Raw genomic sequence first — 19,967 nt, 5'->3', positions numbered from 1 at the left:
TCCTCACCACCCAGGCCGGCAACGTCTCCGTCGGCGCCGCCCACGGCGTCGCCGCCACCCTCGACGCCGGCACCTCCTACGGCCGCGTCCACAACACCCTCCAGAACACCGACGGCAAGGGCGCCCCCCTCACCATCCGCGCCACCACCTCCTACGGCGACATCACCGCCCACTCCAACTGAACGCCGCCGGTGACGGCGCCCTCGCCCGCACGCCACGGCCCGGCCGGGACTCAGCTCCCGCCCGGGCCGAAGCGCTGCCGCTCCCCCGCGCGTTGTCAGTGGGCCCTGCCACGATGAACGCACCTGGAACGACACGAGTGCGAAAGGGCGTACGCGCCATGGGGACCTGGGACATCGGGCCGTTCGACAACGACACCGCCGCCGACTTCTCGTACCGGGTGGATTCCGCGCCCGAGGGGAAGAAGGCGGAGGTGCTGCTCACGGCCTTCCGGGAGGTGACGGGGACCGGGGAGGAGTACCTGGACGCGGACCTGTCGATGGAGGCGATCGCGTCCGCCGCACTGGTGGCGGCGCAGTGCCCGGGCGGGGAGCCGGTGACGACCTCGTACGGGCCGAAGGAGCCGCTGGGGGTGCTGCCGGCGGCGCTGCGGGCGGAGGCGGTGGCCGCGCTCGACCGGGTGATCGCCGAGCCGTCCGAACTGCTGGAGCTGTGGGAGGAGTCGGACGGCGAGGAGTGGAAGGCGGGGGTACGGGCGCTGCGGGGCGTCCTCGCGGGGGCCTGACCCCGGCGACGGCGCCTACAGTGGGCCCGCCGGGAGAACGGGGGTTCGATGGATACGCCGACGTGGGGGCTCGTCATGGAGACGACCGTGGGCATGGGGGAACGCAAACGCACGGAGGCGACCGTGCTCGCACACGTCACCGGGTCGCGCGAGGAGGCCCTCGCGGAGCTGGAGCGGCGGGCGCGGAACCATACGCCCGCCCATCCCCTGAGTCCCCGGCGGCGTCGGCTGCTCCGGCAGGACGACGGCTTCCTGCTCGTCGTCGACGGCGCGTGGCAGTCCTATGTCACCCGGTTCACGGTGGCGGAGCTGCTGGAGGACTCCGCGGCGCCCGCCCGGCCGGAGGACCCTCGGGCGGAGCTGCCGCCCGGGCCCGCGCTCGCCGAGCCCTCACCTCCCCCGGTCGAACGCGACGAGGACGGGGTGCCGGTCCGGCCCTCCTGGCTGGGCCGCGACGACCTGCGGTGAGAGACGGACCAGCGGTGGGGGACGGACCAGTAGTGGGGGACGACCTGCGCTGAGAGAGGGCGACCACCGGTGGGCTGGGCCGTCATGCGCCGCCCCGGGACGCTTGGACTTCCGTGCGGGTTGTTGGATCCTCGGCCGGGGAAGCGCCTCCGGGGGCGGCCGGGCGCGATCATGACGCCATGACGACGACCGATCCCGGCCTCCCGCTCGCCCTGGAGTGGGTCACCGCCCCCGCCTCCTGGTCCCTCGGCGGTGACGGCGTCCTGACCGTCACCGCCGCGCCCCGCACCGACCTGTTCACCGACCCGCTCGACGGCACCCGACGGCAGGACGCCGCGCTCGCGCTGACCGTGCCGCCGGAGGGGGACTGGCAGTGGTCGGCCCGCGTCCGGGCCGACCTGCGGGACGCCTGGGACGCCGGCGCGCTCGTCGTCCACGCCGACGCCGACCACTGGGCGAAGCTCACCCTCGAGCAGGCGCCCGACGGCACCCCGGGCGTCTTCTCCGTCGTGACCCGGGGCCGCTCCGACGACGCCGTCGCAGCGCCCGTCACCGTGGAAGCGCTGTGGCTGCGGATCAGCCGGACCGGCGAGCGGTACGCCTTCCACTCCTCCGAGGACGGCGAGAAGTGGAGCCTGGTACGGCAGTTCACGCTCGGCGCCCCGGGTGCCGTACGGGTCGGGATCGGGGCGCAGTCGCCCGTCGGGGAGGGCTGCCGGGCCGACTTCGGTGCCCTCCGCCTCACCCCGACGCCCCTTGCGCACCTGTTCGACGGACGGTGAGGCCCGCGGGGGCTACGCTCCGGCCATGGCGAGCATCGGAGCATGGCGCGCGGAGGCCGTCGACCACCGGCGGGAGGAGGGCAGGCCCCCGTACGAGCAGGCCCGCCCTCCCGGCGAACCCCTGGCCCGGCGCGGCGAGTTCGCGGTCCACGGCGCGAAGGGCGAGATCCGGGCCACCGGCGCCGACGGCCGCACCCTGTGGACCCACGCCCTCGCCGGCCGCCCCAACGCCGCCCACATCTCGGGCGGCCGGGTCCTCGTGACCACCGACTCCCTGGAGTACACCCCCTGGGGCTTCCTCGGCCCGGCGTACCTCCTCGACCTGGCCGACGGCCGCAGGATCGCCGAGCTGCGCGGGGAGCGCGGGGCCGCCCGGAGCGGCGGCCGGTTCCTCCTGGGCCTGGAGGGCTACGGCATCTTCGAGACCCGCGAGTACGACCGCGACGGCGCCGAGACGGACCGCTGGGCCTCGTACGGGCACTACGTCGTCGGCAGCGGCGTCCGCGTGGTGGAGGCGGACCGGCGGATCCCCACCCGGGGCCGGGTCGTACGCCTCCTGCCCGGCGGCGCCGTCTCCCCCGGCCCGCGTCTGAACGACTCCGTGCCGCCGAAACCGGTCGTCCTCCCCGACGGCACCCTCCTCGTCCTGGACGGCGGCGTGATCCGCGCGGTGGGCCGGGACCTCGGCACGACCGTCCTGGCCGAGCTGAGGACCCCCGCCGATTCCCGGACGGTACGGGCCCTGCAGCGCGAGGGCGACGTGCTGCTCGCGATCGTCGCGGAGCCGCACCCCGCCGACCCGGTCCGCTACACCGTCGACACCTGGACCTTCCGCCTAGTCGGCGGCTGACGCACCCCCGGCCGCACCGGTAGGCGGCTGACGCACCCCCGCCGCACCGGCCGGCGACTGACGCACCCCCAGGGCCGCACCGGCCGGCGGCTGACGCGCCCCTCGGCCGCGCCCCGCCCGGCGGGTAGGGCACGATGGGCGCCCGTACCGACGTACTACTCGCCAGTAGGAGACCGCCATGTCCGAGCCCAGTGCCGAGATCCTCGCCGCCTTCGAGGCCGCGAAGGGGTTCATGCCCGTCGGGGAGGGCCTGGCCCTGTACGCGGCGGCGGAGGAGGCCGGGAAGCTGGGGCTGCCGCTCCTGGAGGTGGGCACGTACTGCGGGCGGTCGACGATCCTGCTGGCGGACGCGGCGCGGGCGGCGGGGACGGTCGCGGTGACGGTGGACCACCACCGGGGCAGCGAGGAGCAGCAGCCGGGGTGGGAGTACCACGACCCGACGGTGGTGGACCCGGAGGTGGGCGCCATGGACACGCTGCCGACCTTCCGGCGGACGCTGCGGAAGGCGGGTCTGGAGGAGCACGTGATCGCGGTGGTGGGCCGGAGCCCGCAGGTCGCGAAGGTGTGGGGCGGGGAGCTGGGGCTCGTCTTCATCGACGGCGGGCACACGGACGAGCACGCGACGAACGACTACGAGGGCTGGGCCCCCCGGGTCGCCCCCGGAGGGCTGCTGGTGATCCACGACGTGTTCCCGGACCCGGCGGACGGCGGCCAGGCGCCGTACCGGATCTATCTGCGCGCGCTGGAGTCCGGGGACTTCGAGGAGGTCTCGGTGACGGAGTCGCTGCGGGTGCTGCGCCGGACCGCCTGATCCCTCAGGCGGTCACCTGCGCCAGAAGAGGTGGTGGGTGACCCCGCTGGGGCTGGGGACGACGTCCAGGTGGAAGCGGTCGGTCAGCTCCTCGGGCGAGTCCCAGAGCCTGAGGCCGGTACCGGCCTCCACCGGGGAGACGGCGACGTGGAGGGTGTCGACGAGGTCGGCGTCCAGGAACGCGCGGACCGTCGTCACCCCGCCGCCGAGCCGGACGTCCTTCCCCTCCGCCGCCTCCCTGGCGCGGGCCAGTGCGGTCGCCGGGTCGGCGTCGAGGAAGTGGAAGGTGGTGTCGGAGAGCGTGAAGGAGGGGCGCTCGTGGTGGGTGAGGACGAAGACCGGGGTGTGGAAGGGCGGCTCCTCGCCCCACCAGCCCTTCCACTCCTCGTCGAGCCACGGGCCGCGCTGGGGGCCGAACTTGTTGCGGCCCATGATCTCGGCGCCGATGCCGTGGTGGAAGTCCCGGACGAGGTAGTCGTCCAGGCCCCGGCTGCCGCCGGGGTCGGTGCGGTTGGGCCAGCTGGCGGTCGCCCCGGCCCAGCCGAAGAGCCGGCCCGGGTCGAGGTGGCCGAAGGGACGCTCCAGGGTCTGGTCCTCGCCCGCGGCGACGCCGTCGGCGGTGACGTTGAAGTTCTGCACCTTCAGGAGCTGGGGCCGGTGGCCTGCGGTCATGGGATGCCTCCTCGTCCGTGTGTTCCGCGGTCATGACTGCCCGGGCGGCGGAAACTCATCACGGGAAGGCGCGTACGCTACCCAAAGGGGTGCGACTGTAGTACTACGAATGGAGTGGTTCTCATGGCGAGGCGGAACGACGAGCGGCGCGCCGCGCTGGTGGACGCCGCGATCGAGGTGCTGGCGAGGGAGGGGGCCCGGGGGCTGACCTTCCGGGCGGTGGACACGGAGGCCGGAGTGCCGACGGGGACCGCCTCCAACTACTTCGCCAACCGTGACGACCTGCTCACCCAGGCCGGCGCCCGGGTGTACGAGCGCCTCCAGCCCGACGAGGCGACCATCGAGGGGACGCGGACCGCTCCGCACGACCGGGAGACGTACGTCCGGCTGATGCGGGAGCTGGTCGGACGGGTCTCCGGCTTCCGCACCGGCTACCTCGCCCTGCTCGAACTCCGCCTGGAGGCCACCCGCCGGCCCGCGCTCCGCTCGATCCTCACCGAGCGGGTACGGGCCGACGTCGAGCAGAACGTCACCTTCCACGAGGCGTCCGGCCTCCCCGGCGACGCCACCGCCGTCAAGCTGCTCATGCTCACCCTGAACTGGCTGATCGTGGAGCAGCTGACCCTCCCCGAGGTCTTCCCGGAGGAGGAGCGCGACGCGCTGGTGGCGGCGGCGGTGGACCGGATCGTGTTCGGGGCTCCGTAGACCCCGTCCGACCACCGTCGCCGCCGCCGCCGAGCAAGCCTTGGCACAGGCCCTGGCACGGGCCCTGGCACAGGCCCTACTAGTACAGGCCCGAAGTGACGTAGAGGCAGTTGGTGTAGTCGTAGCCGGGCTCGATGGTCGCCTTGCTGGTCTTGGTGTCGCCGGCCGTGGAGAAGCCGCTGCCGGCCCGCTTCTGGAGCATGTGGTACTTGCCGGCGGGCAGCTGGATCGTCACCTTCGGGTACTTCGAGGCCGCGCCGGAGCAGGGCTTGAAGCCCGGCCGGAGGGTGTCGACCGTCTCGTAGCTGCGGCAGCTGCCGCAGCCCTTCAGGGTGATCTTGCCGGTGACCGGTCCCGTGTAGAGGAGTTCGACCGATTCCCGGGCGTCGTTGCTGATCACCATCGTCATGCGGGCGCCGCCGGGCACCGTCGCCGGGGGCAGCTTCTTCCCGGCCTCCGGCTCCTGCCCGGCGATCTGCGCGGCGATCGCGATGGAGCGGGCGTGGCCGACCTGCTCGCCGTCCGGGTAGTCCTTGACGTAGGTGTTCATCGTCTCGACGGCCTTGCTGAACTCCTTGTCCCCGAACTGCTCGGTGCCGCAGGCGAAGACGCCCTTCCGCACGCCCCGGTCCGCGTCCGCGACCGCCCCCTCCAGCGAGACGCCCTTCATGCCGGCGGCGACCACCCGCAGGGAGCGCAGTTCGTCGGTGGTGTCGCAGCGGCCGGCCCCGGCGGTGCCGAGCGCGCCGGCCTTGGCGCGGATCGCGTCCTTGACCGCCGTCTCGGCCTTGCCGACGTACGGCGACTGCGGGAACGTCGAGGTCAGGTCGTTGAACCTCGTCGTCGCGTCCGACTTCGAGGAGCCCTTGAGGGCGGCCGCGCCGCACTCGTACAGCGACTGCGCCAGCGGCTCGTCCATGCGGGCCGGGCGGTCGCCGAGGAGCGCCTTGTCGACGGTGTCCGGCAGCGACCGCAGGTGCCCCAGCGGGGCGACGGCCTCGCAGTACTTCTGCTGCCCGTACGGGGCGGAGACCGTCGTGTAGTACGCGTCGAGCCGGTCCGGTACGAGCTTCGCGGCGCGCGAGCCGCCCTCGGTCGCGGTCAGGTCCTGGTACTCGTCCAGCGCCTTGCGGTAGTCGGCCTCCGCGGTCGCGAACGGCTGCCCCTCCCCGCCCTTCACCAGCGCGTCGGCGGCGGCGAGCCGGGCCAGCAGGGACTGCTGGCGGGCCTCCTCGCGGGCGTCCGAGTGGGCCCCCGCGTAGGCGACGGCGCCGCCGACCGGGGCGGCGAGCAGCACGACGGCGAGCGGCAGCGCCAGGCGGCTGACCGTGGTCCCGAAGCTGATCCGGGCGCGCAGCCCGCGCCGGGCCCCGTCGGCGGCGACGGCCAGCAGGAAGGCGCCGTAGCCGACGAGCACGCCCGTGGGCACGCCGTCGGCGTCGGCCGGGAGCGCCACGAACAGCAGGCCGGCGGTGGCCGCCCAGCAGAGGGCCGCGAACAGCCACTGGCGGAGCACGACGTAGCCGAGGCCGAGGCAGGAGAGGTTCAGCAGGGCGATCAGGAGGGCCTGGAGGGGCCGCGCCTCGCCTCCCGCCCCGCCCCGGCCGTATCCCGGCGGGGCGGGGGGCGGCGGCGGCAGCGTCCCGGTCCCGGCCCAGCCGGGCGCCGTCGCGGGCGCCTGCCCGTGCGCTGCTCCCGCCCCGAACCCGCCGACGGGCGGACCGAACCCGCCGCCGGACGCGGTGGCCCCGGGATGGGACCCGCCGTTCTGCGGCGCCTCCCAGGGCGCCGGCCCGGCGGCCTGTTCGGGAGCGGGCGAGGGAGTGGGAGCGGGCGGAGGCGGGGGTCCGGGCACTGGCGCCGGAGCGGGCGCGGGCAGCCGGAAGGAGCCCGTGGCCGAGGCGTCCGTACCGGCCCCGGAACCGGCGGCTCCGAAGCCACCGGCCGCCCCGGAGCCCGTACCGCCTCCGGAACCGGCCGCCCCGGGACCTTCACCGCCCCCGGAACCGGCCGCCCCGAGGGCGGCGGCACCGGGCGCGGAGCCCGTACCGGCCGCGTCCGCGTCCGGGCGGCGGGCCGGTCTCATCATGATCGTCGCGCCGGAGCCGTCCGGCGGCGGCGGCGCGTCGGACGGGGGCCCTGCCTCGTCCGGGCCGGGCCGCGCGTCCCGCGGCGTCGGCGGCGGTGCGTCGGCGGGCCGCTTGGCCAGGTCCGGGCCGGGCCGGGCGTCCTGCGGCACGGGCGGCACGGGACGGGCGTCCCGCGGGCCTTCCGCGTCCGGGCGCGGATGTGCGTCGTTCGGTTCTTCCCCCGCCACGGTTCCCCCTCGTGGTCCAGGCGCGGTGACCCGTCACCGCCGCTTCTTGCACCTACCCTTCACCCGGCGCGCACACGCGTCCAGCGGATTGCGGGAGCGGTGACGCAGCCGGTACATCCGGTCGACGGTTCAGGCCATCGAAGGGCCTAGAGTCGCGGGGTGCCGTACCACCGGAGGAACCCCGTGAACCGTTCCGCGCCCGCCGCCCTCGCGGCCCTCGCCTGCTCCGCCGCCCTCGTCGGCTGCGGCGCCGCCTCCGAGGCCGCCCAGGGCACCCAGGGCCCCGCCCCGGCGGCCACGGCGTCCGCGACGGCCACCACGCCCGCCCCCGGCCGGGCGGAGACGACCGCCGCCGGCTCCCGGCCGCTCGCCGGGCGGACCGTGGTCATCGACCCCGGCCACAACCCGGGGAACTTCGCGCACGGGCGCGAGATCGGCCGGAAAGTGGACATCGGCACGGCGCGCAAGGAGTGCGACACCACCGGGACCTCGACGAACGCGACCGGAGGCAGGCCCGCGTACACGGAGGCGGCCTTCACGCTCGACGTCTCGCACCGGCTGCGCAAGCTCCTGGAGGCGCGCGGCGCCACGGTCGCCCTGACCCATGACGCGGACCGGCCGTACGGGCCCTGCATCGACGAGCGCGCCCGGACCGGGAACGAGGCCGCGGCCGACGCCGTCGTCTCCGTCCACGCGGACGGCTCGGGCACGGGCAACCGCGGCTTCCACGTGATCGTGCCGGCGGAGGTACGTAAGGGGGCCGCCGACACCGGCCCGATCGTGGCCCCTTCGCGCCGGCTCGGCGAGCGGATCGTCTCCGGCTTCCGCGAGGCCACCGGGACGAACCCCGCCAACTACCTCGGCGGGGGCACCGGATTGGACGTCCGATCGGATCTCGGAGGTCTCAATCTGTCAACGGTGCCCAAGGTCTTCGTCGAATGCGGCAATATGCGTGATCCGAAGGACGCCGCACTGCTGACGTCCGGGGTGTGGCGGCAGAAGGCGGCACAGGGCATCGCCGACGGCATCGTGACCTACCTCGAGGGGTAGAACCCGCGAGCGATAGATTCGCTCCGTACGATGGGGCCGCCCCCGTGCCCAGAATCCGGCGCCTGCCCGACGCGACGACGACCCGACGAAGGACTTCTTACGTGAATATCCGCTCCCTCACCCGAGGCGATGGCGTAGTGATCGGCGCTGCGGTGGTGCTTTTCATCGCCTCGTTCCTCGACATCGCCGGCTGCGACGGCCCGGACTCGATCTGCGACCAGATGCCCAACACGTGGGAGTGGTCCTACCTCGGCTGGGGCACCTTCTTCCTCGGCATCGCCGGCGCGGCGCTCGTCGTCGTCTCCCACGGCCTGCCGCAGCCCCGCAAGGTCGCCGGTCTCGACCTCGGCCAGGTCGGCGCCGCCTTCACGATCGCCGCGGCCTGGTCCCTCCTCATGTGGATCTTCGAGGCGGAGGACGCGGGCGCCGGCCTGATCCTCGGCCTGATCGCCGCCCTGGTGCTGGCCGCCGCCGCGGTCGCCGGCCCGATGGTCCCCGCCCTCAAGGCCCCGCTCGTCGGCGCCCCGCGCCCGCAGACCCCGCAGCCGTACGGCGCGCAGCCCGGTCAGCCGGGTGTCGCCGGCGGCGGCTACGGCTACCCGGGCGCCCAGCAGGGCCAGCAGCCCTACCCGGCCCCGCACGACGCCTCGCAGGGCGGCCAGCCCTTCGGCCAGCCGCAGCCGGCCCCGCAGCCGGAGCCGTCGGCCCCGTCGCAGGGCGGCTCGGACTTCACGCCGTTCTGGTTCGCCGTGCCGGTCGCCCGTCCGCTGTACGCGGAGGACGGCTCCGGCGCGCAGATCGCCGAACTGGCCCCCGGCACCTGGTACCTGGCCGTCGAGCAGCGCGGCCAGGCGCTGATCGCGCAGACGCAGGACGGGCGCCGCGGTGTCCTCCAGGACGCCACGGGCATCCAGCGCGGCTGACCCCGCCCGCCGATCCCTCGCAGCGGCCCCCCGACCGGAAGCCCTTCCGGTCGGGGGGCCGCTGTCGTACAGTCCCCGGGAACCATATCTGACACATCGTCAGACTTCTGCGTCGGCGTCAGGAGGGAGTCCGTCATGCGCCTGGGACTCGCGCTCGGCTACTGGGGCCGCGGCCCCTCCCCCGCCCATCTGGAGCTCGCGCGCGAGGCGGAGCGGCTGGGCTACGACTCGGTGTGGACGGCGGAGGCGTGGGGCTCGGACGCCTTCACCGCCCTCACCTGGATCGCCGCCCACACCAGCAGGATCGGCCTCGGCACGGCCGTGGCGCAGATGGCGGCCCGCACCCCGACCGCGACGGCGATGCAGGCGCTGACCCTGGACCACCTGTCGGGCGGCCGGATGCGGCTCGGCCTCGGACTGTCCGGGCCGCAGGTGGTGGAGGGCTGGTACGGGCGCCCGTTCCCGCGCTCCCCGCTGACCGCCACCCGCGAGTACGTGGACGTGATCCGCCAGGTGCTGCGCCGGGAGGGCCCGGTCCGGCTCGACGGACGGCACCACTCCTTCCCGTACGCCGGAGAGGACGGCACCGGCCTCGGCAAGCCCCTCAAGCCGATCACCCACCCGCTCCGCGCCGACCTGCCGATCCTGCTGGGCGCGGAGGGGCCGAAGAACATCGCGCAGACGCTGCGGATCGCCGACGGCTGGCTGCCGCTCTACTGGTCGCCCACCCGCTGGCGCGAGGTGTACGCCCTCCCGGACCGGCTCCCCGACGGCTTCCGGGTGGCGCCCATGGTCCGCGCCCAGGTCTGCGACGACGTGCCGAAGGGCCTGCTGCCGGTCAAGGCGATGCTGGGCTTCTACATCGGCGGCATGGGGCACGCGACCCGCAACTTCCACGCCGACCTGATGGCCCGCATGGGGTACGAGGCCGAGGCCCGGCACATCCAGGACCTCTTCGCCGAGGGGCGCCGCGAGGAGGCCGTCCTCGCCGTCCCGGACGCCTTCGCCGACGAGATCTCCCTCGTCGGCCCGCGCGGGCGGATCGCCGAACGGCTCCAGGAGTGGCGGACGGGGCCGGTGACGGAGCTGCTGGTCACGGCCCCGGACCAGGAGACCCTGCGGACGCTCGCGGAGCTCTGCCCGTAAGGTCAGCGAGCGACGGCCGAGGCCAGGTCGATGACCTCGTCGAGGATGCCCCGGGAGCGGACGAGGTCGGCGATCATCGTGTCGATGCGCGCCCGCTCCGCGGACAGCTCGTCGACCAGCTGCGCGGTGGCGAGCTCGCTGGGCGCGCCGTCCGCGTCGCGCATGCAGGGCAGCAGCTGGGCGATCTTGCGGCTGTTCAGGCCCGCCGCGTACAGGGCCTGGACGCGGATCACCCGGTCCACCGCCCACTCGCCGTACCGGCGCTGACCGCCGGGGGTGCGCTCCGGCCGCAGCAGCCCCTGCGTCTCGTAGTAGCGCAGCGACCGCTCGCTGACGCCGCTGCGCCGGGCCAGTTCACCGATGCGCATCCGCCACCACCCCTGTGGAGAAAAGGACTTGAACCTGACACTGGTGTCAACTCCTACAGTATCGGCATGACGAACGCACCGGCTTCCTCCCGCCTCTTCGAGCCCGCCTCCCTCGGTACGCTGGACCTGCCCAACCGGCTGGTGATGGCGCCCATGACCCGCAACCGGGCCACCGCCGACGGCGTCCCCCGCGACCTCATGGCCACCTACTACGCCCAGCGGGCCGGCGCGGGCCTGATCATCGCCGAGGCGTCCACGCCGAACGTGGTCGGCCGGACGTACCCGAACATCACCGCCATCCACACCGACGCCCACGTGGCCGGCTGGCGCCGGGTCACCGACGCGGTACGGGCCGTTCCTCCAGATCCAGCACGGCGGCCGGGTCGGTCACCCCGACAACAGCGGGCACGTGCCCGTCGCACCCTCCCCGGTCGCGCTTCCGGAGGGGATCCACACCCCCTCCGGGCACCAGGAGGCCGTCACCCCCCGCGAACTGACCGCCGAGGAGATCCGGGAGACGGTCGCCGACTTCGCGGCCGCCGCGCGCAGGGCCGTCGACGCCGGTTTCGAGGGCGTCGAGGTGCACGCCGCCAACGGGTACCTGCTCCACCAGTTCCTGGCGAAGAACACGAACCGGCGCACGGACGCGTACGGCGGAACCGTCGAGAACCGCGCCCGGTTCACGGTCGAGGTCGTGCGGGCCGTCGTGGACGCGATCGGCCCGGAGCGGGTCGGGGTGCGGATCGCGCCGGGGGTCACCGTCAACGGCATCGAGGAGGGCGACACGGAGGAGATCTACGCGCACCTCGTGCCCGCCCTCGCCGCGCTCGGCCCCGCCTACCTGCACGTGGTCTTCGCCGACCCGGAGCAGCCGCTCTTCCGCAGGATCCGGTCCTCCTGGCCGCGCACCCTGATCGCCAACCCGGTGCTGGGCTTCGGCGGGCCGCTGCCCGCCGACGGCGGGAAGGGCGCCGGGGAGCGGCTGCTCGCGGCCGGCGCCGACCTGATCTCGCTGGGCCGCCCCTTCCTGGCCAACCCCGATCTGGTGGAGCGGCTGCGCACCGGCGGGCCGGTCAACCCGCTGCGGGACAAGGGCCTGATGTACTCGGGCGACGCGGAGGGCTACACGGACTACCCGACGCTGGCCGAGTCCGCCGCCCTCCTGTGAGCGCCGCCGTCACCCGCCGCTGAGCTGGGAGGCCGAGGGGACCTTGTCGACGACCTCGGCCCCGGCGGACTTGCCGGCGTCCTTGATGTCGTTGATGACGCCCTCCAGACCGCCGACGCCGGCGGCGTCGATCTCGCCCTTGCGGAGCTTGGTCCCGAGGTCCTTGAGGGACTCGATGCCGGCGGTGAGCGGGGCGACGGCCTTGGAGAGGAGCGGGTCGCCCTTGGCGTTGTTCACCGCGGCCTTGAGCCGGTTGTAGGTGAACGCGCCCGCGAGGCCCGCCTTGACGAGGGCGAAGGTGCGCCCGTCCGCGCCCTTCTTGAACTTGCCGGCCTTGTACGGCTTCACGATCCACTGGTACGCGGCCCCGGCGGCGAGTCCGGCGTTCGCGACGAACCGGGTCTTCGCCAGCTTCTGCTGCTCGAAGGTGCTCGACGCCGTGGGGCTGGACCCCGTGCTCACGCTCTGGGTGGTGTCGGCCCCGCACGCGGCCGTGGTGAGCAGCAGCGTGCAGGACAGCAGCAGCGCGACGACGCCGCGGGTCAGGCTTCTGGGCACAGCGGAACCTCCCTGGACTGGTGGCGCCAGCCTCGCCCCGGCCCCGGGGCGACGCCATCCGGGCGGCACCGTACGGGTGGCCCCGCCAGGCACCCCCCGTCCCGCCCCGGCCCCCGGCCCTCCCCGATGGGGCGCGGGATGGGGAAGGGCCCGGGACCAGTCCGGTCCCGGGCCCTTCCGCGTCCGTGTCACGCCCCGCAGCAGTCCGGGGCCAGGCCGGTCGGGAGGGTCTCGCCGCCGAAGACGGCGACGGTGGCCTGTTCGCCGCCGAGGGCGGCCACGGCGAGGAGGAGGGAGCCGGCCGTCCAGGTGGTCTGTTCCTCGGGCCAGACGGCCGGCCCGTCGCCGTCGGCGCCCTCGTACACGTACCCCGTCCAGTACAGGCCGCTCGGGGCGCGCAGGTGGCCGATGTCCTGGAGGATCGTGAGGGCCCGGTCGGACTCCCCCGTCGCCCAGAGGGCGAGGGCGAGTTCGCAGCTCTCGCCGCCGGTGACCCACGGGTTGGGGACGACGCAGCGGACGCCGAGGCCGGGGACGACGAACTCGTCCCAGCGGGCGTCGATGCGGGCCTTCGCCTCGGCGCCGGTGACGGCGCCGCCGAGGACCGGGTAGTACCAGTCCATCGAGTAGCGGGACTTGTCGAGGAAGCGCTCCGGGTGGCGGCGGATCGCGTGGGCGAGGGAGCCGGTCGCCAGCTCCCAGTCGGGCTGCGGCTCCTCGCGGGCCTCGGCGACGGCGAGGGCGCAGCGCAGCGCGTGGTGGATCGAGGAGGAGCCGGTGAGGAGGGCGTCCGTGACGGGGGTGCCGTCGGGCTCGCGCTTCCAGCCGATCTGGCCGCCGGCCCGCTGGAGCCGGAGGACGAACTCGACCGCCGCGTAGACGGCCGGCCACATCCGGTCGAGGAAGGCGTCGTCGCCGGTCGACAGGTAGTGGTGCCAGACGCCGACGGCTATGTACGCGGTGAAGTTGGACTCCTTGCCGCGGTCGGTCACGTCGTCGGCGTCGCCGTCGCGGTAGGCCGCGTACCAGGAGCCGTCGGGGTTCTGGTGGCGGGCGAGCCAGGCGTAGGCGCGGGCGGCGGCCTCGTGCTCGCCGGCCGTGTCCAGGGCCATGGCGGCCTCGGTGTGGTCCCAGGGGTCGAGGTGGTGGCCCCGGAACCACGGTATGGCGCCGTCCTCGCGCTGGACGGCGAGGATGCCGGCGACGGTGGCGGCGGCCTGCTCCGCGGTGAGGACGCCGGGCAGGACCAGGTGCTCCGCGATCCGCTCGGGGGAGGTCACCGGGACGCGTCCGCGGCGTCGGCCTTCGGCAGGTGGGGCTTGGTGGCGTAGGCGACGAAGCTCTTGCCGACGACCGGGTTGAGCAGCTGCTCGGCGACCCGGGTCAGGGCGGGCTTCTTCATGATGTCCCAGACCAGGAGCTTGTGGTACGCGCGGACCGGCAGCGCCTTGTCGTTGTCGACGCCGAAGGCGCACTTCAGCCACCAGTACGGCGCGTGCAGGGCGTGCGCGTGGTGGGTGCCGTACGGCTTGAGGCCGGCCTGGCGGATCCTGGCGAGGAGTTCGTCCGCCTTGTAGATGCGGATGTGGCCGCCCTCGACCTCGTGGTACTCGTCGGAGAGCGCCCAGCAGATCTTCTCGGGGCCGTAGCGGGGGACGGTGATCGCGATCCGGCCGCCCGGCTTGAGGACGCGGACCATCTCGGCGAGCACGCCCTTGTCGTCCGGGATGTGCTCCATGACCTCGGAGATGATGACGACGTCGAAGGACTCGTCGGGGAAGGGCAGGTTGAGCGCGTCGCCCTCCATGGCGGTGGCGGTGGCGCCGGCCGGGGCCTCGCCGGCCTCCTTCATGGCGGCGAACCACTTGGCGACCTCGCGGATCTCCTCGCCGTTCTGGTCGAGGGCCACGACCTGGGCGCCGCGCCGGTAGCACTCGAAGGCGTGCCGGCCCGCACCGCAGCCCAGGTCGAGCACGCGGTCGCCGGGGGCGAGCGGGAAGCGGGTGAAGTCGACGGTCAGCACGGGGTCTGCCCTTCAGGGTGGCGGGGTTCGGGTGGTACGGAGGCGGTGCGGGGGGGGCGGGTCGGCGGCGGTCGGCGGTGGACGTGGAGGGTCAGCGGCTGCGGGCGCCCTGGCTGTCCAGGGCCTCCCGGTAGAGCTCGGCGGTGCCCCGGGCGGCGCTGGCCCAGGTGAACCGGGACAGCACCCGGGCCCGCCCCGCCGCGCCGAGCCGCGCCCGCAGTTCGGGGTCGCCGAGCATCCGGCCGAGGGCGGCGGCCAGCGCGCCCGCGTCACCGGTGGGGACGGCGAGGCAGGTCTCGCCGTCGGGCCCCGCGACCTCGGGGATCGCCCCGCCGGTGGTGGCGACGAGCGGGGTGCCGGTGGCCATGCCCTCGGCGGCGGGCAGCGAGAAGCCCTCGTAGAGGGAGGGGACGCAGGCGACCTCGGCGGAGCGGTAGAGGTCGACGAGTTCGGCGTCGCTGATGCCCTTGACGAAGCGGACGGCGCCGTCGAGGCCGTACCGCTCGATGGCCTGGGCGACGGGTCCGGCCTCGGCCCGCTTGCCGACGACGACGAGGTGGGCGTCGGGCCGCTCGGTGCGGAGCTTGGCGAGCGCCTCGATCAGGAAGACCAGGCCCTTGAGGGGGACGTCGGCGCTGGAGGTGGTGACGATCCGGCCGGGGACCTCGGCGACCGAGGGGTCCGGGGACCACAGCTCGGTGTCGGCGCCGATGTGCACGACGCGGATGCGGTCCTGGCGGACGCCGAGGTGTTCGACGATCTCGTCGCGCGAGGTGCCGGAGACGGTGAGGACGGACGGCAGCCGGCGGGCGACGCGCTTCTGCATGCGGGTGAAGCCGTACCAGCGGCGGACGGAGGCGCGGCGCTTCCAGTCGGCGGCGGCGTCGAGCTCCAGCTGCCGGTCGACGGTGATGGGGTGGTGGATGGTGGTGACCAGCGGGGCGCCGAGCGCGCGGGGGCCGCCGAGGAGGCCGTACCCGAGGGTCTGGTTGTCGTGGATCACGTCGAAGTCGCCGCGGCGGGCGGCCAGCGTGCGGCGGGCCCGCAGCGAGAAGGTCAGCGGCTCGGGGAAGCCGCCGGTCCACATGGTGGCGACCTCCAGGCCGTCGATCCAGTCCCGGTACTCCCCGCGCTTCGGCGTCCGGAAGGGGTCGGGCTGGCGGTAGAGGTCGAGGCTGGCGATCTCGCTGAGCGTGACGCCCTCGTCGAGCGTCGGGTACGGCTGGGAGCCGAAGACCTCGACGGTGTGGCCCAGACGGGCGAGTTCGCGGGAGAGGTGGCGGACGTAGACGCCCTGGCCGCCGCAGAACGGGTTCCCCTTGTACGTGAGGAGAGCGATCCGCAACGGACCGTCACCGGAGTCGGTGCGGCCCGGTCGGGGGCTCGCCTCTATGGCCTCAGCGGTCATGCGCGACCCCCTTCGAGCGTGCGTTTCGCGCGAGCGTAACCGCTCGCGCTAATGTAGAACAAGTTACAGACTTGATCGTTCTCGACGTCTTCCGACGCCCCTCTCGATCCGCCGGGAGGCACCGAATCTACCGGCAGGTAGCTCCCGTGTGAGCGCCGGAACAGGTGATTCGCACCACCCGGCCGCGGAGGTTCGCGCCGCGGCCGTCCTCCGCCATACTGACGCTCCCCACCGCACGGAACGGGACCCCGATGACCGCAGAGAGCAGAGCGGACCACCGCCCCTCCGCCACCCCTCCCCTGACGGAGCGCCAGGAGGCGCGGCGCCGCCGCATCCTCGACGCCAGCGCGCAGCTCGCCGCCCGCGGCGGCTTCGACGCCGTGCAGATGCGGGAGGTCGCGGAGGCGGCCGGGGTCGCCCTCGGGACGCTCTACCGCTACTTCCCCTCCAAGATCCACCTGCTCGTCGCGACCATGCAGGACCAGCTCCAGCACATGCACACCACGCTCCGGAAGCGGCCCCCGGCCGGCGCCGCCCCGGCCGAGCGGGTCGCGGAGACCCTGATGCGGGCCTTCCGCGCCCTCCAGCGCGAGCCGCAGCTCGCCGACGCGATGGTCAGGGCACTGACCTTCGCCGACCGCAGCGTCAGCCCCGAGGTCGACACGGTCTCCCGCCTGACGACGGCGATCATCCTCGACGCGATGGGCGCGGAACAGCCGACCCCGGAACAGCTGTCGGCCGTCCGCGTCATCGAGCACACCTGGCACTCGGCCCTCATCACCTGGCTCTCGGGCCGCGCCTCGATCGCCCAGGTGAAGATCGACATCGAGACGGTCTGCCGCCTGATCGACCTGACGTCCCCGGGACGGACGCCCGCCCGCCCCTGACGGGGTGCTCACCGGGAGGCCCTACTCCTCCGGCGGGTAGACCGGCTCGCCGCCGTCGGCGAGGGTGATGAGGATGGCCTCGACGGGGCAGCCCTCGGCCGCCGCGAGGAGGCGTTCGCCCGCGTCGGCCTCGGGGGCCGTGGGATGGGACTGGCGGGCGGTGTCGAGGCGGAAGCCGTCGGGGGCGTGGTTGACGCACATGCCGGAGCCGATGCAGACGCCCCGGTCGACCTCCAGGTGCCAGCGGTCGCCCATCAGTCGCCCACCGGCCCCTCGTACCCGGCCGGCAGGTGGACCATCTTGTGCTCCAGGTACTCGGAGAGGCCCTCGGGGCCGAACTCGCGGCCCAGACCGGAGTCCTTGTAGCCGCCGAAGGGGCCGAGCATGTCGAGGCTGAAGGTGTTGACGTTGAAGGTGCCGGTGCGGACCCGGCGGCCGAAGTCGATGCCGCGCTCGACGTCGCCGGTCCAGACGCTGCCGCTGAGCCCGTACGGGGAGTCGTTCGCGATCCGCAGCGCCTCGGCCTCGTCCCCGTACGGCAGCAGGCAGACGACCGGGCCAAAAATCTCCTCGCGGGCGATCCGCATGGAGTTGTCGACGTCGCCGAAGAGCGTCGGCTCGACGTACCAGCCGCGGTCCAGGCCGTCCGGACGGCCGCCGCCGGTGAGGACCTTCGCGCCCTCCGCCTGCCCGATGCCGATGTAGTCGAGGGAGCGCCGCTGCTGGCGGCGGGCGACGAGCGGGCCGAGCTGGGTGGCGGGGTCGAGCGGGTCGCCGACGACGAGCGCGGAGGCCGCGGCGGCCAGCGCCTCGGCGATCTCCTCGTACCGGGAGCGCGGGGCGAGGATCCGGGTCTGGGCCACGCACGCCTGCCCGTTGTTCATCCAGGCGGCGGGGACGATGCCGGCGACGGCGGTGGCCACGTCGGCGTCCGGGAGGATCACCGCCGCGGACTTGCCGCCGAGTTCGAGGGTGACGCGGGTGAGGTTGCGGGAGGCGACCTCCATCACGCGCTTGCCCGCGGCGACCGAGCCCGTGAAGGAGACCTTGTCGACCCCGGGGTGCCCGACGAGGTACTCGCTGACCTCGCGGTCGGCCGGAAGGATCGAGAGCACGCCCTCCGGCAGCCCGGCCTCCGCGGCGATCTCGCCGAGCAGGTACGAGTCGAGCGGGGACTCCGGCGACGGCTTGAGGATCGCCGTGCACCCGGCGAGCAGCGCCGGGCCCAGCTTGGCCGCGGCGGTGAACTGCGGCACGTTCCACGGCACGACGGCGGCGACCACCCCGACCGGCTCGCGCCGCACCAGCAGCGGACCGAGCACCCCGGCGCGCCGCTCCTCGAAGACGAAGTCCCGGGCCACCGTGATCGCCGAGTCCCACACCATCATCGCGCCGAGCGCCTGCGCGAGGACGGACCAGGAGTACGGGGAGCCGTTCTGCGCGCTGATCGAGCGGGCCAGCTCCTCGTGCCGGACGGCGATGGCGTCCTTGATCCGGGAGACGACCTCGATCCGCTCCTCCAGACTCGTCCGGGGCCAGGGCCCCTCGTCAAAGGCCCGCCGGGCCACCGCGACGGCCCGGTCGACGTCGGCGCGGGAGGCGTGCGGGACGCGGCCGATGACCTCCTCGGTGTGCGGGGAGACCACCTCGATGGCGGCGTCCCCGAGGGGGTCGGTCAACTCCCCGCCGATGAACAGCTTTCCGTGCTCCACGAGCTCGCTCATGCCGGTCGCCTCCCGGGGGTATCTGACGGTGTCTCAGAACTGATATCAGTTCTAGTTATAGGCAGCAATGGTCCTACCGGCACATAGAGATGAGGACGCTCATGACGCAGGTGACCGAGCACGGCGGCGGCGTCTGGTCGCTGCGGGTGCCCATCCCGGACAACCCGCTGGGCCACACCCTCGTGCACGTCCTCGACACCGACCGGGGCCCGGTCCTCGTCGACACCGGCTGGGACGACCCCGACTCCTGGACCGAACTCGGCGCCGGGCTCGGCGCGCTGGGGATCGGCGTCGGCGACATCCACGGAGTGGTCATCACCCACCACCACCCCGACCACCACGGCCTCTCCGGCCGGGTCCGGGAGGAGTCCGGGGCCTGGATCGCCATGCACGCCGCCGACACCGCCGTCGTCCGCCGCACCCGCGAGTCCGACCCCGCCACCTGGCTCGACTACCTGGCCCGCAAGCTCGCCGCCGCCGGCGCGCCCGAGGACCACCTCGCGCCGCTGCGCGCCGCCCGCTCCGGCGGCCGGATGCGGACCCTGCCCGGCCTCGGCGCCGCCCTCCCCGACCGGGAGATCGTCCCCGGCGAACTCCTCGACCTCGCGGGCCGCCGGCTCCGCGCCGTGTGGACCCCCGGCCACACCCCCGGCCACGTCTGCCTCCACCTGGAGGAGCGGCACCCCGCCGGGCTCCCCGGCCACGGCCGGCTCTTCTCCGGCGACCACCTGCTGCCGGGGATCTCCCCGCACATCGGCCTGTACGAGGACCCCGACGACGCCACGGTGACCGATCCCCTCGGCGACTACCTCGACTCGCTGGAGCGGATCGGCTGGCTCGGCGTCGCCGAGGTGCTCCCCGCCCACCAGCACGCCTTCCCCGACGCCGCCGGCCGCGTCCGGGAGCTCCTCGACCACCACGAGGAGCGGCTCGCCGGCCTCCTCGCCCTCCTCATCGTCCCCCTCACCCCCTGGCAGCTGGCCGAGCGCATGGAGTGGAACCGGCCCTGGGACCGCATCCCCTACGGCTCCCGCAACATCGCCGTCAGCGAGGCCGAGGCCCACATCCGGCGCCTGGTGAAGCTGGGCCGAGCGGAGGCCGTGACGGGGACGGAGCCGGTGGCGTACGTGGCGGTGTGACGGACGGAGCCGGTGACGCGCACGGGCGGTGTGACGCGGCTCGCACGCCGGGGTCGCGGGCGTACGGGCCGGTAGAGTGGCCCGGTCGTCTTCATGCCCGAGCGGGGGAAAGCCGGTGCGAATCCGGCGCTGACCCGCAACCGTGAGCCGTTCGGAAGAACAGTGAGTCGGAACGCCCTGCCCCGGGACGTGAGCGCCGGCACCGTCGAGGAATACGGCGCCG

The 19,967-nt window shown here is 74.2% G+C and carries 20 protein-coding genes, 2 pseudogenes and 1 riboswitch; of the genes and pseudogenes, 13 read left to right on the top strand and 9 right to left on the bottom strand.

Going from position 1 to position 19,967, the window contains the following annotated elements; all coding sequences use genetic code 11:
• The 6 genes and pseudogenes from ACFYT9_RS03145 to ACFYT9_RS03120 form a co-directional block, all read left to right on the top strand.
• Positions 1 to 182: pseudogene (locus ACFYT9_RS03145) on the top strand (hypothetical protein); the annotation flags it as partial.
• 158 nt (positions 183 to 340) lie between these two features.
• Positions 341 to 745, top strand: a complete 405-nt coding sequence (locus ACFYT9_RS03140; protein ID WP_376601217.1) for a DUF4259 domain-containing protein — start codon at positions 341 to 343, stop codon at positions 743 to 745.
• A 48-nt stretch (positions 746 to 793) separates the two neighbouring features.
• On the top strand, positions 794 to 1,213 hold the full coding sequence (locus ACFYT9_RS03135) for a hypothetical protein (protein ID WP_389160588.1): 420 nt from the start codon (positions 794 to 796) through the stop codon (positions 1,211 to 1,213).
• A 179-nt stretch (positions 1,214 to 1,392) separates the two neighbouring features.
• Complete coding sequence (locus ACFYT9_RS03130) at positions 1,393 to 1,995, top strand: DUF1349 domain-containing protein (protein ID WP_389160586.1); 603 nt, start codon at positions 1,393 to 1,395, stop codon at positions 1,993 to 1,995.
• A gap of 25 nt (positions 1,996 to 2,020) precedes the next feature.
• Positions 2,021 to 2,845 carry a hypothetical protein gene (locus ACFYT9_RS03125; RefSeq protein ID WP_389160584.1) on the top strand — a complete coding sequence of 275 codons (825 nt, stop codon included), beginning with the start codon at positions 2,021 to 2,023 and terminating at the stop codon, positions 2,843 to 2,845.
• Positions 2,846 to 3,023: 178 nt separating this feature from the next.
• Positions 3,024 to 3,656, top strand: coding sequence for a class I SAM-dependent methyltransferase (locus tag ACFYT9_RS03120; protein ID WP_376601210.1), 633 nt, complete (start codon positions 3,024 to 3,026; stop codon positions 3,654 to 3,656).
• A gap of 12 nt (positions 3,657 to 3,668) precedes the next feature.
• Here ACFYT9_RS03120 and ACFYT9_RS03115 read toward each other — a convergent pair whose 3' ends face one another.
• Positions 3,669 to 4,328, bottom strand: coding sequence for a dihydrofolate reductase family protein (locus ACFYT9_RS03115; RefSeq protein WP_387278489.1), 660 nt, complete (start codon positions 4,326 to 4,328; stop codon positions 3,669 to 3,671).
• Positions 4,329 to 4,451: 123 nt separating this feature from the next.
• Between ACFYT9_RS03115 and ACFYT9_RS03110 the strand changes: the two genes are divergently transcribed.
• Complete coding sequence (locus ACFYT9_RS03110; RefSeq protein ID WP_387278491.1) at positions 4,452 to 5,033, top strand: TetR/AcrR family transcriptional regulator; 582 nt, start codon at positions 4,452 to 4,454, stop codon at positions 5,031 to 5,033.
• Between the two features lie 79 nt (positions 5,034 to 5,112).
• Here the strand turns inward: ACFYT9_RS03110 and ACFYT9_RS03105 are convergent, their stop codons facing one another.
• Positions 5,113 to 7,272, bottom strand: a complete 2,160-nt coding sequence (locus ACFYT9_RS03105) for a hypothetical protein (RefSeq protein WP_389160581.1) — start codon at positions 7,270 to 7,272, stop codon at positions 5,113 to 5,115.
• Positions 7,273 to 7,509: 237 nt separating this feature from the next.
• Between ACFYT9_RS03105 and ACFYT9_RS03100 the strand changes: the two genes are divergently transcribed.
• The 3 genes from ACFYT9_RS03100 to ACFYT9_RS03090 all read left to right on the top strand — a co-directional run bounded on the left by ACFYT9_RS03100 (position 7,510) and on the right by ACFYT9_RS03090 (position 10,469).
• Complete coding sequence (locus ACFYT9_RS03100) at positions 7,510 to 8,400, top strand: N-acetylmuramoyl-L-alanine amidase (RefSeq protein ID WP_389160579.1); 891 nt, start codon at positions 7,510 to 7,512, stop codon at positions 8,398 to 8,400.
• A gap of 101 nt (positions 8,401 to 8,501) precedes the next feature.
• Positions 8,502 to 9,323 carry a DUF5336 domain-containing protein gene (locus tag ACFYT9_RS03095; RefSeq protein WP_389160578.1) on the top strand — a complete coding sequence of 274 codons (822 nt, stop codon included), beginning with the start codon at positions 8,502 to 8,504 and terminating at the stop codon, positions 9,321 to 9,323.
• A gap of 135 nt (positions 9,324 to 9,458) precedes the next feature.
• On the top strand, positions 9,459 to 10,469 hold the full coding sequence (locus tag ACFYT9_RS03090; protein WP_389160576.1) for an LLM class F420-dependent oxidoreductase: 1,011 nt from the start codon (positions 9,459 to 9,461) through the stop codon (positions 10,467 to 10,469).
• A 2-nt stretch (positions 10,470 to 10,471) separates the two neighbouring features.
• Here the strand turns inward: ACFYT9_RS03090 and ACFYT9_RS03085 are convergent, their stop codons facing one another.
• Positions 10,472 to 10,837, bottom strand: a complete 366-nt coding sequence (locus ACFYT9_RS03085) for a MerR family transcriptional regulator (RefSeq protein ID WP_389160574.1) — start codon at positions 10,835 to 10,837, stop codon at positions 10,472 to 10,474.
• A 66-nt stretch (positions 10,838 to 10,903) separates the two neighbouring features.
• Between ACFYT9_RS03085 and ACFYT9_RS03080 the strand changes: the two are divergent.
• Positions 10,904 to 12,005: pseudogene (locus tag ACFYT9_RS03080) on the top strand (alkene reductase).
• A 9-nt stretch (positions 12,006 to 12,014) separates the two neighbouring features.
• Here ACFYT9_RS03080 and ACFYT9_RS03075 read toward each other — a convergent pair.
• The 4 genes from ACFYT9_RS03075 to ACFYT9_RS03060 all read right to left on the bottom strand — a co-directional run bounded on the left by ACFYT9_RS03075 (position 12,015) and on the right by ACFYT9_RS03060 (position 15,994).
• Positions 12,015 to 12,563 (bottom strand): hypothetical protein, encoded by a 549-nt coding sequence (locus tag ACFYT9_RS03075; protein WP_389160572.1) that lies wholly within the window; start codon positions 12,561 to 12,563, stop codon positions 12,015 to 12,017.
• A 188-nt stretch (positions 12,564 to 12,751) separates the two neighbouring features.
• The gene (locus tag ACFYT9_RS03070) at positions 12,752 to 13,843 is read right to left on the bottom strand and encodes a prenyltransferase (protein ID WP_376601147.1); all 1,092 of its coding nucleotides are present in this window, start codon (positions 13,841 to 13,843) and stop codon (positions 12,752 to 12,754) included.
• Positions 13,840 to 14,586, bottom strand: a complete 747-nt coding sequence (locus ACFYT9_RS03065) for a class I SAM-dependent methyltransferase (RefSeq protein ID WP_387278506.1) — start codon at positions 14,584 to 14,586, stop codon at positions 13,840 to 13,842. Before ACFYT9_RS03065 ends, ACFYT9_RS03070 begins: the two co-directional genes overlap by 4 nt.
• Positions 14,587 to 14,677: 91 nt before the next feature.
• Positions 14,678 to 15,994, bottom strand: coding sequence for a glycosyltransferase family 4 protein (locus ACFYT9_RS03060; protein WP_389160570.1), 1,317 nt, complete (start codon positions 15,992 to 15,994; stop codon positions 14,678 to 14,680).
• Between the two features lie 251 nt (positions 15,995 to 16,245).
• Here ACFYT9_RS03060 and ACFYT9_RS03055 point away from each other — a divergent pair, with 251 nt between their 5' ends.
• Entirely contained in the window at positions 16,246 to 16,881 is a 636-nt protein-coding gene (locus tag ACFYT9_RS03055; RefSeq protein WP_376601152.1) for a TetR family transcriptional regulator, read from the top strand.
• A gap of 21 nt (positions 16,882 to 16,902) precedes the next feature.
• Here the strand turns inward: ACFYT9_RS03055 and ACFYT9_RS03050 are convergent, their stop codons facing one another.
• On the bottom strand, positions 16,903 to 17,136 hold the full coding sequence (locus ACFYT9_RS03050; protein ID WP_376601154.1) for a ferredoxin: 234 nt from the start codon (positions 17,134 to 17,136) through the stop codon (positions 16,903 to 16,905).
• A complete protein-coding gene (locus tag ACFYT9_RS03045; RefSeq protein WP_376601156.1) occupies positions 17,136 to 18,605 on the bottom strand; it encodes an aldehyde dehydrogenase in 1,470 nt (489 codons plus the stop codon). The genes ACFYT9_RS03050 and ACFYT9_RS03045 overlap by 1 nt, the downstream gene beginning before the upstream one ends.
• A 101-nt stretch (positions 18,606 to 18,706) precedes the next feature.
• Here ACFYT9_RS03045 and ACFYT9_RS03040 point away from each other — a divergent pair, with 101 nt between their 5' ends.
• A complete protein-coding gene (locus ACFYT9_RS03040; protein ID WP_389160568.1) occupies positions 18,707 to 19,744 on the top strand; it encodes an MBL fold metallo-hydrolase in 1,038 nt (345 codons plus the stop codon).
• Positions 19,745 to 19,849: 105 nt separating this feature from the next.
• Positions 19,850 to 19,922: riboswitch (cobalamin riboswitch) on the top strand.
• Positions 19,923 to 19,967: the final 45 nt, after the last annotated feature.

Origin of the sequence: Streptomyces sp. NPDC004435 (assembly GCF_042873895.1) — a bacterium.
GTDB lineage: Bacteria > Actinomycetota > Actinomycetes > Streptomycetales > Streptomycetaceae > Streptomyces.
Note: the sequence above shows the minus strand (reverse complement) of the source record. Positions and strands in the feature narration are given on the sequence as shown.

Bases quoted from the DNA above. Each gene is read 5' to 3' on its own strand.
- ACFYT9_RS03120 (WP_376601210.1), top strand. From the start codon at position 3,024: ATGTCCGAGCCCAGTGCCGAGATCCTCGCCGCCTTCGAGGCCGCGAAG.
- ACFYT9_RS03090 (WP_389160576.1), top strand. From the start codon at position 9,459: ATGCGCCTGGGACTCGCGCTCGGCTACTGGGGCCGCGGCCCCTCCCCC.
- ACFYT9_RS03045 (WP_376601156.1), bottom strand. From the start codon at position 18,605: ATGAGCGAGCTCGTGGAGCACGGAAAGCTGTTCATCGGCGGGGAGTTG.
- ACFYT9_RS03125 (WP_389160584.1), top strand. From the start codon at position 2,021: ATGGCGAGCATCGGAGCATGGCGCGCGGAGGCCGTCGACCACCGGCGG.
- ACFYT9_RS03110 (WP_387278491.1), top strand. From the start codon at position 4,452: ATGGCGAGGCGGAACGACGAGCGGCGCGCCGCGCTGGTGGACGCCGCG.
- ACFYT9_RS03050 (WP_376601154.1), bottom strand. From the start codon at position 17,136: ATGGGCGACCGCTGGCACCTGGAGGTCGACCGGGGCGTCTGCATCGGC.
- ACFYT9_RS03135 (WP_389160588.1), top strand. From the start codon at position 794: ATGGATACGCCGACGTGGGGGCTCGTCATGGAGACGACCGTGGGCATG.
- ACFYT9_RS03060 (WP_389160570.1), bottom strand. From the start codon at position 15,994: ATGACCGCTGAGGCCATAGAGGCGAGCCCCCGACCGGGCCGCACCGAC.
- ACFYT9_RS03085 (WP_389160574.1), bottom strand. From the start codon at position 10,837: ATGCGCATCGGTGAACTGGCCCGGCGCAGCGGCGTCAGCGAGCGGTCG.
- ACFYT9_RS03115 (WP_387278489.1), bottom strand. From the start codon at position 4,328: ATGACCGCAGGCCACCGGCCCCAGCTCCTGAAGGTGCAGAACTTCAAC.
- ACFYT9_RS03055 (WP_376601152.1), top strand. From the start codon at position 16,246: ATGACCGCAGAGAGCAGAGCGGACCACCGCCCCTCCGCCACCCCTCCC.
- ACFYT9_RS03040 (WP_389160568.1), top strand. From the start codon at position 18,707: ATGACGCAGGTGACCGAGCACGGCGGCGGCGTCTGGTCGCTGCGGGTG.
- ACFYT9_RS03130 (WP_389160586.1), top strand. From the start codon at position 1,393: ATGACGACGACCGATCCCGGCCTCCCGCTCGCCCTGGAGTGGGTCACC.
- ACFYT9_RS03140 (WP_376601217.1), top strand. From the start codon at position 341: ATGGGGACCTGGGACATCGGGCCGTTCGACAACGACACCGCCGCCGAC.